Annotated in this window: 11 protein-coding genes; 10 read left to right on the forward strand and 1 reads right to left on the reverse strand. The window is 54.9% G+C overall.

From position 1 onward, the window contains the following. Positions 1-88: 88 nt before the first annotated feature. The 10 genes from HF650_RS02250 to HF650_RS02295 all read left to right on the forward strand — a co-directional run bounded on the left by HF650_RS02250 (position 89) and on the right by HF650_RS02295 (position 12,109). On the forward strand, positions 89-1,183 hold the full coding sequence (locus tag HF650_RS02250) for a DNA adenine methylase (RefSeq protein ID WP_187801006.1): 1,095 nt from the start codon (positions 89-91) through the stop codon (positions 1,181-1,183). Continuing rightward, positions 1,180-3,408 carry an N-6 DNA methylase gene (locus tag HF650_RS02255; protein WP_187801007.1) on the forward strand — a complete coding sequence of 743 codons (2,229 nt, stop codon included), beginning with the start codon at positions 1,180-1,182 and terminating at the stop codon, positions 3,406-3,408. Before HF650_RS02250 ends, HF650_RS02255 begins: the two co-directional genes overlap by 4 nt. Then, positions 3,401-3,973, forward strand: a complete 573-nt coding sequence (locus tag HF650_RS02260; RefSeq protein WP_016808250.1) for a hypothetical protein — start codon at positions 3,401-3,403, stop codon at positions 3,971-3,973. Before HF650_RS02255 ends, HF650_RS02260 begins: the two co-directional genes overlap by 8 nt. Beyond that, positions 3,963-5,102 carry an AAA family ATPase gene (locus tag HF650_RS02265; protein WP_187801008.1) on the forward strand — a complete coding sequence of 380 codons (1,140 nt, stop codon included), beginning with the start codon at positions 3,963-3,965 and terminating at the stop codon, positions 5,100-5,102. The genes HF650_RS02260 and HF650_RS02265 overlap by 11 nt, the downstream gene beginning before the upstream one ends. A 3-nt stretch (positions 5,103-5,105) precedes the next feature. Next, positions 5,106-6,410 (forward strand): restriction endonuclease, encoded by a 1,305-nt coding sequence (locus HF650_RS02270; RefSeq protein ID WP_187801009.1) that lies wholly within the window; start codon positions 5,106-5,108, stop codon positions 6,408-6,410. 961 nt (positions 6,411-7,371) lie between these two features. Next, positions 7,372-7,770: a TIGR03757 family integrating conjugative element protein gene (locus tag HF650_RS02275; RefSeq protein WP_187801010.1), complete on the forward strand. Its 399-nt coding sequence runs from the start codon at positions 7,372-7,374 to the stop codon at positions 7,768-7,770. Continuing rightward, positions 7,770-8,759 carry a TIGR03756 family integrating conjugative element protein gene (locus HF650_RS02280; protein WP_187801011.1) on the forward strand — a complete coding sequence of 330 codons (990 nt, stop codon included), beginning with the start codon at positions 7,770-7,772 and terminating at the stop codon, positions 8,757-8,759. Before HF650_RS02275 ends, HF650_RS02280 begins: the two co-directional genes overlap by 1 nt. After that, positions 8,759-10,234: an integrating conjugative element protein gene (locus HF650_RS02285; RefSeq protein ID WP_187801012.1), complete on the forward strand. Its 1,476-nt coding sequence runs from the start codon at positions 8,759-8,761 to the stop codon at positions 10,232-10,234. The genes HF650_RS02280 and HF650_RS02285 overlap by 1 nt, the downstream gene beginning before the upstream one ends. A 10-nt stretch (positions 10,235-10,244) precedes the next feature. After that, positions 10,245-10,583 carry a hypothetical protein gene (locus HF650_RS02290; protein WP_187801013.1) on the forward strand — a complete coding sequence of 113 codons (339 nt, stop codon included), beginning with the start codon at positions 10,245-10,247 and terminating at the stop codon, positions 10,581-10,583. Between the two features lie 2 nt (positions 10,584-10,585). Continuing rightward, the gene (locus tag HF650_RS02295; RefSeq protein WP_187801014.1) at positions 10,586-12,109 is read left to right on the forward strand and encodes a conjugal transfer protein TraG N-terminal domain-containing protein; all 1,524 of its coding nucleotides are present in this window, start codon (positions 10,586-10,588) and stop codon (positions 12,107-12,109) included. Positions 12,110-12,129: 20 nt separating this feature from the next. Here the strand turns inward: HF650_RS02295 and HF650_RS02300 are convergent, their stop codons facing one another. After that, complete coding sequence (locus tag HF650_RS02300) at positions 12,130-12,642, reverse strand: hypothetical protein (protein WP_187801015.1); 513 nt, start codon at positions 12,640-12,642, stop codon at positions 12,130-12,132. Positions 12,643-12,736: the final 94 nt, after the last annotated feature.

Raw genomic sequence — 12,736 nt, forward strand, 5'->3', positions numbered from 1 at the left:
GCATTGTGTTGCAAAGCCCAGAAGCCAGCCAAGAACTTGGTCAGGGTCGAGCAATAACTGGCCGTAAAAAAAACGTAGGGGTTTCTATATGACTTTTCGCTATATTGGCTCCAAATCTAGACTCATCGACAAGATAGCATCCCACATTGGGCCGCCTAGAGAGGGCGCGTTTTTTGTTGATGCTTTTTGTGGAACTGGAGCTGTAGCTGAGGCTGCTGCGGAGCATGGTTGGAATGTGCGGATTAATGATAGCTTGCACTCAGCTGTTATCTCTGCTGGAGCACGTCTTATCAGCCATGATCAGGTGACCTTCAAAAAACTTGGTGGGTACTCTGGTGCTGTTAGCAAGCTAAACGCAGTTAAGCCATTGCATGATTTTATGTGGCGCACTTATAGCCCCGCTTCGATCGATACGTGTGGAATTGAGCGTAGGTACTTCACCGAAGAAAATGCAGCTCAGATAGACGCTATGCGCTGCTTGATTGCTGAGTGGAAAGGTGCCGGATATATTGACGAAATTGAGGAGAGGCTATTGATTGCCGATCTCTTTAGTGCACTGAACCGCGTTGCCAACATTGCGGGCACTTTTGGCTGCTTCCTCTCCAAATGGACAAGCCAATCTCAAAACAAGATTGCCATGCGCTGCCGTGATCTCAAAGAAACTGGCGTATGCGTTGAGGCTACCGTGGGTGATGTGTTCGACGTTCCGAATGTTGCACACGACCTTGTGTATCTGGACCCCCCATACACCAAGCGTCAATACGCGAGCTATTACCACATCCTTGAAACGGTGGCTCTTGGCGATGAGCCTGTGGTGGAGGGGGTCGCGGGACTTCGTCCATGGAAGGCCTTGGCTTCTGACTTTTGCTACAAGAGTCGTGCTCTTAAAACACTCTCGCGTCTGGTGCATGGCTTGAAGGCTCAAAGGGTACTGCTCTCGTACAGTAGTGAAGGGCACATCTGCATGCAGGACATGAAGGCTGAGCTTTCTAAGATCGGCTCGTCCACAATGTACCCTTTGGGCGCCATTGGTCGATACCGGCCAAACAAGGCAGCCAGTAGCTCGGCGTCCGATGTGAATGAGTTTTTGGTGGTCGTGAAACGGTCTATGGCACAGCTTCCCCAAGCCCAGTCAAAAACAGTTAAAGTCATCAAACCCGTTCTCGTGAGGAGCTATGCATGAGTGCTCCTCGGCCTGTTGAATCAGAGTACCTAGCCCCAGCAGAAGCGGCACTCACTCAGGCTGTGGGATGGGACTATAGCCTAACCAGCTTTGAGCTTCGGCTTCAAGTTTTGGAGGCAGCGTCAGCGCGTTTTGGCGGGTTTGACCTAAAGGCGTTTCATGAGGCTTTTGGAGTCAAGAGCAAGCGCGCAGCATCAGAGCTTTTGGAGCTTGCGGTACCTGTAGCAAGTGCCATCGAGCGTTCACCTATTCACCCTGCTTTGGCACTGAGTGTCTTGGCGCGTGAGGTCTTGCATGAGCAGGATCGAAAAAGCACGGGAGCCTACCATACGGATTTTCGCCTGGCTACACGACTGGCGAAGCTCGCAGCCCCCAAGCTCTCACACAAGAGCAAGGTGATTGATCCTGCCTGCGGCGCAGGAATTTTGCTAGCAGCGCTGACTCACGCAGTGTGTGGTATGGATAGAGCCAAGACGGCGCATTGGTTGGCTCACGGTGTGTGTGCAGCGGATCTTTCTGGCAACTCTTTGCGTGCGGCACTGCTTGCGCTTGCTTCGTTCACTGATGATGTATCGGCTCTTAAGGCTATGCGTGCCCGTTGGTACTGTGGCGATAGCTTGATGGCAGATCGCAAGGTTTGGACTGCCATGGTCCCTGAGGGGTTTGATGCGGTGATCGGCAACCCACCATGGGAAAAGGTCAAGCTCTCTCGGCACGAATTCTTGAAGTCCTCAGGCACCAAGCGCCACTACGGGGCCCAAATTCATGGGCTTGATGAGGATCTGTTTGCCCAGCAGCGCGATGAGGTAGCGAACTACTCTCGTCGCCTGTTGGCTCGCTATCCCGATTTGGGTAATGGAGAGCCAGACCTATACATTGCTTTCACGGACCTCTTTTTTGAACTTTGCAAAAAGCAGGGTGTGGTGGTTGCACTAATTCCGGGTGGGCTCATTCGCTCGCAAGGTACCCGCGCCATGCGGCAGAAAATCTTTGATGCGAGCCAAAGCGTGTCCATGTCTATCATCGATAACCGTGCACGGTTCTTTACGATCGACACACGCTTTAAGTTCCTGGCCGTGGCTCTCACAAAGGCTGGCTCTGAAAAGAGCAAGCGTGAGCCCATCACTCTCATGCATGAGCGGGGCACCCCTACGGGATTGGAGATTACGGGAACTGCCACTATTGGGCGTGCAGCACTTGCGGGTGTTCGGGGAGATTTGAGCCTGCCCGAGGTTCGTAACGTGTCTGAGTGGAAGCTCTTCTCAAAGATCGGAGAAGCAGGTGTTTCGTGGGAAGAGCCTGGTTATGGCTGGACCCCGAAGTTTTGCCGTGAAGTTGATATGACCAAGGAGCGTCCTAAGTTCCTGGGGCGTGCCACGCCTGGCGCTTTGCCACTGGTGGAAGGTCGAATGGTGCAGGCGCATCGCTTTGGTGTAAAAGGGCACGTGTCAGGCACTGGTCGCCGTGCGTTGTGGGAGGCTTATGCCATCGGAAACTCACGCCTTGCCCCCCAGTTTTGGATTCGCCCCTCCGACATGCCCAGTGCTAACCAGCACCGTGCGGACGTGCTGCGTGTGGGCTTTTGCGACATTGCGGGTCAGACCAATGAGCGTTCGCTCATGGCCTCGTTAATTCCTGCTGGGGTGGTCTGTGGCAATAAGGTGCCCACGATCCTTTTTCCTGAGGACCCATCGGAAGAACGGCTGCTGGTGTGGGTGTCCATCGCTAATAGTTTTGCCTTTGACTGGATGCTTCGGCGTGTGCTCACTACGACGGTGAATTACTTCCTGCTGCAAAGCGTGCCCATGCCAAAACTCGCCAAAGATGGTTTGCCATGGAAGAGGCTGGTGAGTGCTGCACGCGAATTGCGCACACTTGACAGTGCGGGGGCTACTCGTGAAACCTACGAGCGCATGGCGCAGCTTCGTGGGGAGATTGATGCGGAAGTGGCCGTGGCCTATGGGCTCGATTTAAAGGACATGGAGTTAGTGCTCCAAGACTTCCCGCTTTTGGATCGGGGCCAAGTGGGCTTGCCAGGTGAGGCCAAGTCCACAATTACCCGAGATAATGTTTTGGCTGTAATGGCAAAACGCACAGGAAGTCTGCCTACAGTTTGGTCGCACCGTGCGATGCAGGCACACGCGCTGGGGGCGATTGCTTATGTGCCCTCTGAGCTCTCCCTAGGGGGCGAAGAAATAGAAGAAGGATCCAAAATTCATGGCTAATGGAGCGGGACAGGTTGCTCGAATTCTGTACAAGGAGATTGTTGAGGGAGATCGACGGAAAGCTGATGCGGAGTCTAATGACTCTGATTCTGGAGGGGGGGCAAGAGACTTTCGATTTCCCTACGAGGCGGTGTTGCCAGCTGTTGAGTTGATATTTCCCAATAAAATTCTCCGGGGTGGAAAGGCAGTACATCAAGGCACCTTCTTTTGGAACGAGCCGGACTCAACACAGGTTGTATCAAGAGCAGCTGAGTTTATGTCACCCACAAAGTCTCGGCCGAGAGAGGGATGGATTTCTCAGGTGCCGAAATTTTCATGTTTTGATTCGGACCGAATGCCATCAGGGGGAATTGGGAATCGCGTTTTGTTGCTTCTGATTCAGCTTCATGACCAGTCGGTTTGGCCGCACTTCGCGGAAGAAGCAACTCTTCGTGTTAAAGGCGTTTGGGATCCTTCAGTTGCTCAAGAGCTATTGAGTTGTTTGGATGCACAGCGGGCTGCTAATCGAGCCGTAATTGGCTATATCGACTTCACGAACATGCGTAGGTTCTGTAATGGTAAGTGAAAACTGCAAACAGGTGTTAAAGCTACTCGCACGTTCGCGCAACGTGCTGGTGTCTGGTGCACCTGGCACGGGCAAGTCCAAGCTCTTGGCCGAAGTTGCTTTGGCCTTTGAAACAGCCTTTGGTCTTGCTCCTGCAGGTGGCCCGCCGCAGCTCAATCCCATGGGCGGCATTCCTATTCCCCCTGCTGCTGGGGCTGTTAAAGACATTCCTGCACCCACCAGGATGGACCGAAAAGTCTTTCGGACGGTCTTCCACCAAAACTCCAAGTACCGCGATTTCTTATCGGGCATCACGCCTGCGGTCAACAAGACAGCAGGAGACCCAGACTTCACCATCGTGAAGGGGACTCTGTACCGTGCCAGTGAGCATGCGAAGGGTGCCAATGGGGCTGCACTGTTGATCATTGATGAGATCAACCGAGGTCCTGCGGTGCAGGTGTTCGGTGGTGCCATTGTGGCCATTGAGTCCGATAAACGCTTGGCCTCTGATGGGGCCAAACTTGCTGAAACGCAGTTCTTTGAAATGCTCGATCCCTTCTCTGGTGATGTGATCGAATACGCACTGCCCCATGACCTCTATATCTTGGCTGCGATGAATCAGGCCGATGCGTCTGTAGAGCCCTTGGATGTCGCGTTCTTGCGTCGTTGGGAACCTATGCGCCTAGAGCCCGATGAAGCGGCTTTGCGGACGTTTTACGGTTTGAGTGCCAAGGGTGTCAATGCATTACCTGATGTACCTGCCAGCGTGAACGATGCCTTGGAGGCTTCGGTGAGTGCCTGGATTGCTGTAAACGCGCAAATTGCTCTGGGCCGTGGTCCCGAGTTTCAGATCGGGCATGGTGTACTGATGTCGGATGTGAAGCCGCAAACATTGGGCCTTAATGAAGCTTTGGGCACGCTCTGTGTAGGGTGGGCGAAGGTGCGGGCACACGTAGAAGAGGTATTCTTCGGGGACACACGAGGAATTGCAGCGGCTCTTAATGCGCTCGATGGGCCAGCCTTTAATCCGTTCAAGCTCACCGAGACAACTTTTGCGGATGATTTACGCTTTCGTTTTGAAGGGCCCACGAATTTTGCTGAGAACAATATCTACGCGGCTCTCAGGGCATTTGCCAATCCGAGGGGGTAGCACGTGGTGAACCCCCGAACACGGCTGTCCCTAGTTGAGTACGGTACACCCGTTGACCTGAGCCGTGCGATTGCTGAAGCGATTGGGGTGGATCGCACGAAGGCCAACAGCCTTTTATTGGAGGCTGGGAACCGGGCTGCGTCGAGCTTGAGGCTTAGCTACAACCCTATCAGTGTGGATGCCAAGGGCACACGTGCCATCGATTTTGCGGGCCTCATTCGCCTGGCACCTTCACTGGAACTGGAAGTTGCTCCCAAGTTTTTGGGACTTGACGACACAGATGCAGCGTGGCGCGAAGATTTCTTTTTCCTCTCCACGCTTTCACGTCATGGGCGCCTCTTGGCTTCCGAACGCTTATCGGCATCAGGTGGTACCCCAAGGGATTTGTCTACGCTGGTAGCTCGTTCCATCACGAGCATGTACGAGGCCCGTAAACGTCGGCCACTGCGCAGCTATCGTAGTGTGCGTGAAGCAGACTTCTTCATCGATGGGGATCCTGATCCGGTGGATCTCATCTTTCCTTCACCTGATGGCTTTGAGCAAGAGCTCATTCGCTTTGATCGCAAGAACGGTTGGAACGGGGATATCGTGGCAGCGGCCAGGGAGTTACTCCCTGAAGTAAGTGACCCTTCAGCTGCAAGTTCGCTGGTGCGTTTGATTGAAGACCTTTCGCCTCAGAACGTTGCTGCTAACCGTCGAAACCCCATTCCTGCACGGCACCGAGCGTGGAAGCCACTGCATGAGCTGTCTATCGATGTGCTCGGAGGCCTGGGGCTTAACTACAAGCAGGGACAGGCCCATGCACCTGGTTACTTAGTGAATACCTGGCGCGTGTGGGAAGATCTGTTAACGGTGGCCGCACGATTGGGCTTTGGTCGCAGTGCTGTAGTGCCCCAACAGGGCTATCCCTTAGGCACTAAGATCAGGATGATTACCGGCGCTGTGAGCAAGCTTTCAGTGTACCCAGACTGTGTAATTGAGCTCGATGGAACAAGGCCCAGGATGCTGCTGGATGCCAAGTACAAGGGCCACGTGGAGAAGGGACAGCTTCGCATCAGTGAAGCTGACATCTACGAAGCCCTGGCCTTCTCCAAGGCTACTGGATGCAACCTAGTGGCACTAGCCTATCCTGCACAACCAAGCGATGCCCCGCAGCCCGTAGGGACGTGCACTGTCTTTGAAAAGGCTGTAGTGGATGCCGTGCAAATCGTGGGCATTCAGATTGAGAGCCGCCTGATTTCTAGGGCGGGAGCTCTCAGATTATTTGCCACAAACATGGCTGCTGGGGTTACAGCAGCCTTTGTGTGATTGATTCAAGGGCTTCTTCCTAACAGATTTAGCGATGGTTGATTTTACATTTAGGGGCGGTATGAAAACGTTTAACATTGTCGGTAGCCAGGAGCTTGACTGCGCCATAACAGCAGGTTAAGTAGTTCCAAGTGTTGGCGCACCAATATGCCTTTAAGGCTTTCTAATCGCTAAGTATAAAACTTTATTTCTACGGATCCGACCGGCAGGTGCGCCCGGCCTCTGGTCTAGGATGATAATTCCCTTTTTTCGAACAAAAAAACACCGTTCCAGGCGGCTTTTGCCGTTAGTTAGTATTAAACTTTATTTTCATCCCGCACGAGGCGTGGACATTTCATAAATGATTTGATGGTTATTACTTCACCGGGATTACGATCCTCTATCAGGTTAAACATGTTATCCCTGCCATGAACTCTGCATCAGCCATCTGGTGTATGCTGCGTAAGTCAAAAAGGATGAATCGCCATGGGTTTAACAGTCACCTGGAAGGCGTCAGTCCGGAGGCCTTCGAAAAGGCCTCACCGTGAGGACAGATACTGTCTGCGGAAGCGGGGGCATTCCAAAGTGCCTGCTGCTGATCATCAAAACTTCAGCCACTGCCCGGTTTAGTCCGCCCCCGGATCCTCCTCAGACCGAGCCGTCAGTCCGACTGCGCTATGGGCCCTGACCCAAAACTGAAGTTCGCGCACCTACGCAAAATCTGTAATTACTCGACTGTTTAGCTGAGCCAAATTTTACGTATGAGCGTAGTTTTCAGCCCCGTTTTTCTCAGATTAAGCCACCAAAACAGTTTTCACACGGCTTGCGCACGCAGCGGTCAGTCAGAACAGTTAAAGCAGTGGGAAAGGAAAATTCTAAACTTGCAGATTAATTTTTTAGTTCTGAAAATGAGTTTATTGCGGCTTTTATGAACGGCCGCGGGCACGCTGACAGACGATTCAGTCTGACGGAGTCCCGATTCATGAAACTGACCCCTCTTGTTTTCCTGCCGGCTCTGCTGCCGGCATCCGTACTGGCCGGCACGGTTGTCTTCACTGACAGCCATCATTTGCCGACAAATCTGCCACCGGGTGTGCCGGTGGTGCTTCTCGATGGTCCTGACCAGCTGCAGGCCGACATGTTCGGGGAACTGCCTGCAGACCCGCAGCAGGCTGAGGCACAGGTCAGGCAGGTTATGGCGTCTCCTGCCTGGCAACAAAAACAGCAGCTGCTGAATGATTCCTATCGGCAGGTGGTCCGGGCCTGGGAACTGGGCATTAAAAAAGTGCCGGCGGTGGTGTTTGATGACCGCGATGTGGTGTACGGCACTACGGATGTGGCCGTGGCCACGTCCCTGCGTAACCGGGGAGGTGGTCAGTGATGACAAAACCTTCCCGCCTCAGAACCACGCTGTGCTCGCTGGGTGTTGCGACTGTGCTGGGTACGGCAACCGCGCCGGCCGCTGTAGCGGCGCTCAATACTGCGCAGATTATTGCCAGTGCCGTGTCGCAAAACTGTATCAGCTGGCGTGTGAGCGGCATCTGTTACTGGCTGTTCTGCACCCCCTTTGGCTGCAAAGTGCGCACGTCGGTCAAGGTCACCCACTTCATCCCCCAGACAGTCGTTTCGACCTATGTCGCGCCGGGTGGCAACCCGTGGCAGGAAATGGCGTTTGTCAGCCAGAGTGCCGGTGGGCTGGAGAATGCGGTGACCCGCGGGCTTTCCGGTGTTTCTGCCGGAGGAGCTAATCCGGCCGACATGAAAAATCCCGGTCAGCGCAAGTCCGCTGTTCGTTTCAAGTATGCCGATGCGATTGGCCACCCGGCCACCTCCCTCATTGGCGGCAGTATTCCGGGCTATTCCTGTGATACCGCCGCCACGCCGTTAATGCCTTACTTCCTGAGTACGCTGGATTCGGCGGCCTGGCGCACGGGCGTGCCGGAGTCGCTCTATCCGGAAGCGCTTGTGCCCGGTCAGCGGGAAATTGGCAGTCAGGCCGCAGCGAATATGTGGGGCAACGTCTATCCCCGTTCGGGGTTTGTCAGCCAGACCGATGATGACAAAGCCTCTGCCGTGGTGGCGCAGCGCGTGGCAGACATTATCACCCGCGCCGGGCAGCCGCACGTGTATCAGGTGCTTAAAGGCGACCGCCATGACGGGTACTGGCCACCGGGCGAGGCCACGGAAAATACCGGCACACGCAATCACAAATGGCAGCGGCTGGCCCCCCACATGACACAGTCCTGTGCCGTTTTCCCGGACGGGAGCCACACCGCCGCGAGCGATAACAACGAAGCCTTTGCGCTCTGGCAGCCCTACAGCTGCTGCAAAAAGCGCGGGCAGAAATTTCTGGGCAGCACTGATATCTGATGAGGAAAACCGTGAAAAAATCACCTTCATTTTCAGCCGTTCGCGTAAGCCTGCTGCTGACCGGCTCCCTGCTGACGGTCCTTCCGGCGGCTCATGCGGCCGACGATGACAATACCATCCTCGGCATGTCCCTGCCGCAGGTGAACAACAGCGCCATCGGTTACGGCAAGTCCGTGGATGGGGCGGTGTCGGACAAGCTGTTCTACACCCTCGGCGGTGGGTCGGTCATTTCCCAGCCGGCCACGCGGGGCAATATGCAGAAGCTGGGGCTGAACACCGGCTGGAGCAGTGACATGATGTGCGGCAATTTTGACCTGAAAACCACCGTCGGCAACCAGCTCAACGGCGTCACATCCGGCTTTAAAAACCTGATGGGCGACGTGATTCAGGGGGCCACCGGTGCCGTGGCCAGTCTGCCGGCGATGGTCATTCAGCGGGCCAACCCCGGTCTGTATGACATGCTCACCAACGGGGTTCTTCAGGCCAATGTGTCATTCGACAAGGCGCAGCTCAACTGCCAGAACATGGCGAAAAAGATGATGGATTTCAGCGACAGCAGTAACTGGACGCAGCAGGCCATGATGGATGAGTACAAGTCCATCGTGAACAGCGGTGACGCTGATGCGGTCCGGGCCGATGATGCAGGCAGGAATGCCACCGGCGCGTCGGGCAGCAACTGGATCGGGGGAGAGAAACGCGGCGGCGCGGGCCAGCCTGCCATCCGTGTCACCCATGACCTGATCGCTGCCGGCTACAACATGATGAACGGTCTGCCGGTCACGGCTAACTCAACGGTGGGCAGCAGCAGTTGTAACGGCGGCGCGTGCTCTAAATTCGGCAGCGCGGAAGAGGCGGCAGCCATGACGGTGAAGGTGCTGGGCGACAAATCCATGCGCACCTGCGCCAACGCCAGCGAATGCACCAGTGGTGATGCCGGGAACCAGCCCGGGACGACCGTTGCCGGCACCGGCTTTGCGCCCCTGCTGGAAGACGCAACCAAAGCCAACGCGGAGCAGCTGGTGAAACTGGTCAACGGTACGGAGAAGCCCACGGCGGAGAATCTGGCGAAGCTGAAGACCGGCGGGCTGCCGGTGACGGCCGGCGTGATTAAAGCCCTGCAGCGTGATCCGGATAATGCGGCCCTGACCGCCCGCCTTGCCGGCGAGCTGGCGATGTCCGACACGGTGGAAACGGCCCTGCTGATGCGCCGCATGATGGTCACCGGTATGTCAGAGCCCAATGCCGCCGCTCAGCCAAAGGCAATCGGAGCTGCCGGTGAGCGCATTGAGGCACTAGACCGTGAAATCGCGGCGCTCAAAACCGAGATGGAAATGAAACGCGAGCTGTCCCGCAACTCGGTGCTGACCATTATCGAGCGCGAAAACCAGCGTGTTGAAACCAACCCGCAGACCCAGGCAGATGACAATACCGACAGCCGCTTCAATCAGATGGCCACGCCGAAACAGGCCGAATGAGGGAACAGGTATGCACAATAAAATGACTGTCAGGAAAGTCCTGACCCGTGCCGGCATCTTTCTGGCCTGCATGGCGCTGTTCATGGTGGTTTCGCTGATGGTGGCCGACACCGCCATGAAACACCCGGGGGAGGCTGCTGCATTCCGGCACTGGATGCAGTCGACGCGTTACGGCTGGCTGATATGGCGGCTGGCGCTGTATGCGCTGGTTGCGTGGGGCCTCTGGAAAATCCGATATGCGCCGGGTTTCCGGGAAGAATACCGGCGGCCGCTGCTGCGCATCAGCGTGGCCAGTGTGCTTTTTATCGCGGTGTGTGAGTACGCGATGTTTACCGCTCCGGGAGCCTGACGATGACAACAAACAGCTATCTTGAGTATTTTCTCACGCTGCTCGGCTGGGTGATCAATAACGGTCTGTGGAACGTTCTGCTGGGCACCGGCCTTTTTGTTCTGCCGCTGGCATTTAAGGTGGTGGGTATCTGGCTGAAGGTCCGCGAAGAAGGAGAGGATGAAGGCAACAAGGGGATGCTGTCGCTGCCCCGTATTGAAAACGCGCTGTATGCCGGGTTCCTGGTGATGCTCGCCTGCTGTGTGCCGCTGATTAACGTCAGCCTCAGCACAATGCAGTACGACACGACCCGGGCCAAAACCTGTGGCGTCTGGACGCCAAAAGCGCCGGATGAAAGCGGTTATGCCGGCGTGGTCTCCAGTCTCAACGACCAGACGGCTGCGGCCCCGGTGTGGTGGGTGCTGATTCATAAACTCTCCAAAGGGGTTACCCAGGCGGCCGTGGCGACCATTCCCTGCCGGCCGGACATGCGGCAAATCCGCTTTGAGGTGCAGCACACGCGTATCGATAACAAAGCGCTGGCGCAGGAGCTGCAGGACTTCACCAACGACTGTTACTCCGTCGCGCTCTATCTGTGGAAGCAGCAGGACCAGGGGCAGACAAAGGACAAAACCACGCTGCGTGATATCGAATGGATCGGCAGCAGTACCTTCCTGAGCCGTTACTATCCGTCGCTGCAGTCGAAACTACCCCGGGCTGCGTTCCCATGGGCCGACAGCCGGGACAGCGGCCGGCCCAATACCGGGAGAGGAGGCTATCCCACCTGCAGCGAGTGGTGGAGCAGTGCGGATACCGGTCTGAAAGCCCGCGTGAAGGACCAGGCCGACCCCGATATGTGGCTTCGTATCTCGGCCGCCATGAAAATGTCAGGCTTTAATGACAGTGACTATCGGGAGGCCGTCATTCGTCGGTTGGTCAGCCCGGAAAGCCTGACAGTCTCACAGACCGGGCGCGTGTATGCCGGCTATGGCGGCAACGCCGATTTTACCCTTGATAATGCTGCGGCGCGTGTGGCGTCTGTTGCCGGGGCCTCTCTGGGCAGTCTGGCCGCATTCCCGGCGTTCGATGCGATGCGGCAGGCGCTGCCGATGGTGCAGGCCATCCTGCTGATGGCAGTCTACGTCATGTTACCGCTTATCCTGGCGTTTGCGGCCTATGAGTTCAAAACCGTTATTACGCTGACCTTTGTGATATTCGCCCTGAACTTCCTGACGTTCTGGTGGGAACTGGCGCGCTGGCTCGACAGCTGGTTACTGACCGCATTGTACAGTTCAGATACTCACAGCCGCTTTAATATGGCGGGACTGCAGAACAGTACCGATGACCTGATTATGAATCTGGTGATGGGCACTATGTTTCTGGTACTGCCTGCTGTATGGCTGGGGGCGCTTTCGTGGGCAGGGGTTAACGTGGGTGTTGCTGTAAGTGCTGCCTTTCAAAAAGGTACTGAAACTGCTCAAAATACAGGAGGTAAACTCGGAGAAGCCGCTGGCAATGCAGTCGCCAGTAAAGCAACCAAATTGTAGTTTTACCAGTACATTTATCCCTAATCTTCACTTGGAGATTTGTAAGGGGCGCCATCATATTCATTATTGATGGCGCTATTCATTACAAATTCGTCATGAAAGTTATTTTTGTTATTGTTTTCATTGAAAATATTTTTTGATGAATTTTCGGAGCTAGATCCACTATGCTTTACGAGAGCAATTAAAGACCATAACAAAACCGCACTGCCACTTACTATGAGTCCACCCGCTATAAGTGCAGCTAACGAGCAAATAATAGTGAGAAGCAGTGGGATGTGACCCATCCAGCTCTTAAGCCTATGAGCCTTAGCCCATACAACGCACTTTTTATCCCATTTCAATAAATTAGCTGTCACTCGTTTCCATATACCCGCAAGACGGACGCCACGATTCCAGGCACGTTTATCTTGTGAATGATACATCGCTCCCTCCAAAAAAAGGTGAGTTTTAGAAGGACTATAGCGGAATTTTTGCACAATTACGAACATCCCCGCACATAGCATGAGAGAACTGTTTAATTCATTAAAACTCATCAGGTTGCTTCATCCTATCCAGCCAGGGCTTGTAATCCCTGAATTACCACCACCATACTGTATGCATGAACAGTATTTTTTGTTGGAACTAAAA

It is taken from the genome of Kosakonia sp. SMBL-WEM22 (assembly GCF_014490785.1).
Lineage (GTDB): Bacteria > Pseudomonadota > Gammaproteobacteria > Enterobacterales > Enterobacteriaceae > Kosakonia.

Coding starts and splice junctions, on each gene's coding strand:
- HF650_RS02250 (WP_187801006.1), top strand. CDS start 89: ATGACTTTTCGCTATATTGGCTCCAAATCTAGACTCATCGACAAGATA.
- HF650_RS02255 (WP_187801007.1), top strand. CDS start 1,180: ATGAGTGCTCCTCGGCCTGTTGAATCAGAGTACCTAGCCCCAGCAGAA.
- HF650_RS02260 (WP_016808250.1), top strand. CDS start 3,401: ATGGCTAATGGAGCGGGACAGGTTGCTCGAATTCTGTACAAGGAGATT.
- HF650_RS02265 (WP_187801008.1), top strand. CDS start 3,963: ATGGTAAGTGAAAACTGCAAACAGGTGTTAAAGCTACTCGCACGTTCG.
- HF650_RS02275 (WP_187801010.1), top strand. CDS start 7,372: ATGAAACTGACCCCTCTTGTTTTCCTGCCGGCTCTGCTGCCGGCATCC.
- HF650_RS02280 (WP_187801011.1), top strand. CDS start 7,770: ATGACAAAACCTTCCCGCCTCAGAACCACGCTGTGCTCGCTGGGTGTT.
- HF650_RS02285 (WP_187801012.1), top strand. CDS start 8,759: ATGAGGAAAACCGTGAAAAAATCACCTTCATTTTCAGCCGTTCGCGTA.
- HF650_RS02290 (WP_187801013.1), top strand. CDS start 10,245: ATGCACAATAAAATGACTGTCAGGAAAGTCCTGACCCGTGCCGGCATC.
- HF650_RS02295 (WP_187801014.1), top strand. CDS start 10,586: ATGACAACAAACAGCTATCTTGAGTATTTTCTCACGCTGCTCGGCTGG.
- HF650_RS02300 (WP_187801015.1), bottom strand. CDS start 12,642: ATGAGTTTTAATGAATTAAACAGTTCTCTCATGCTATGTGCGGGGATG.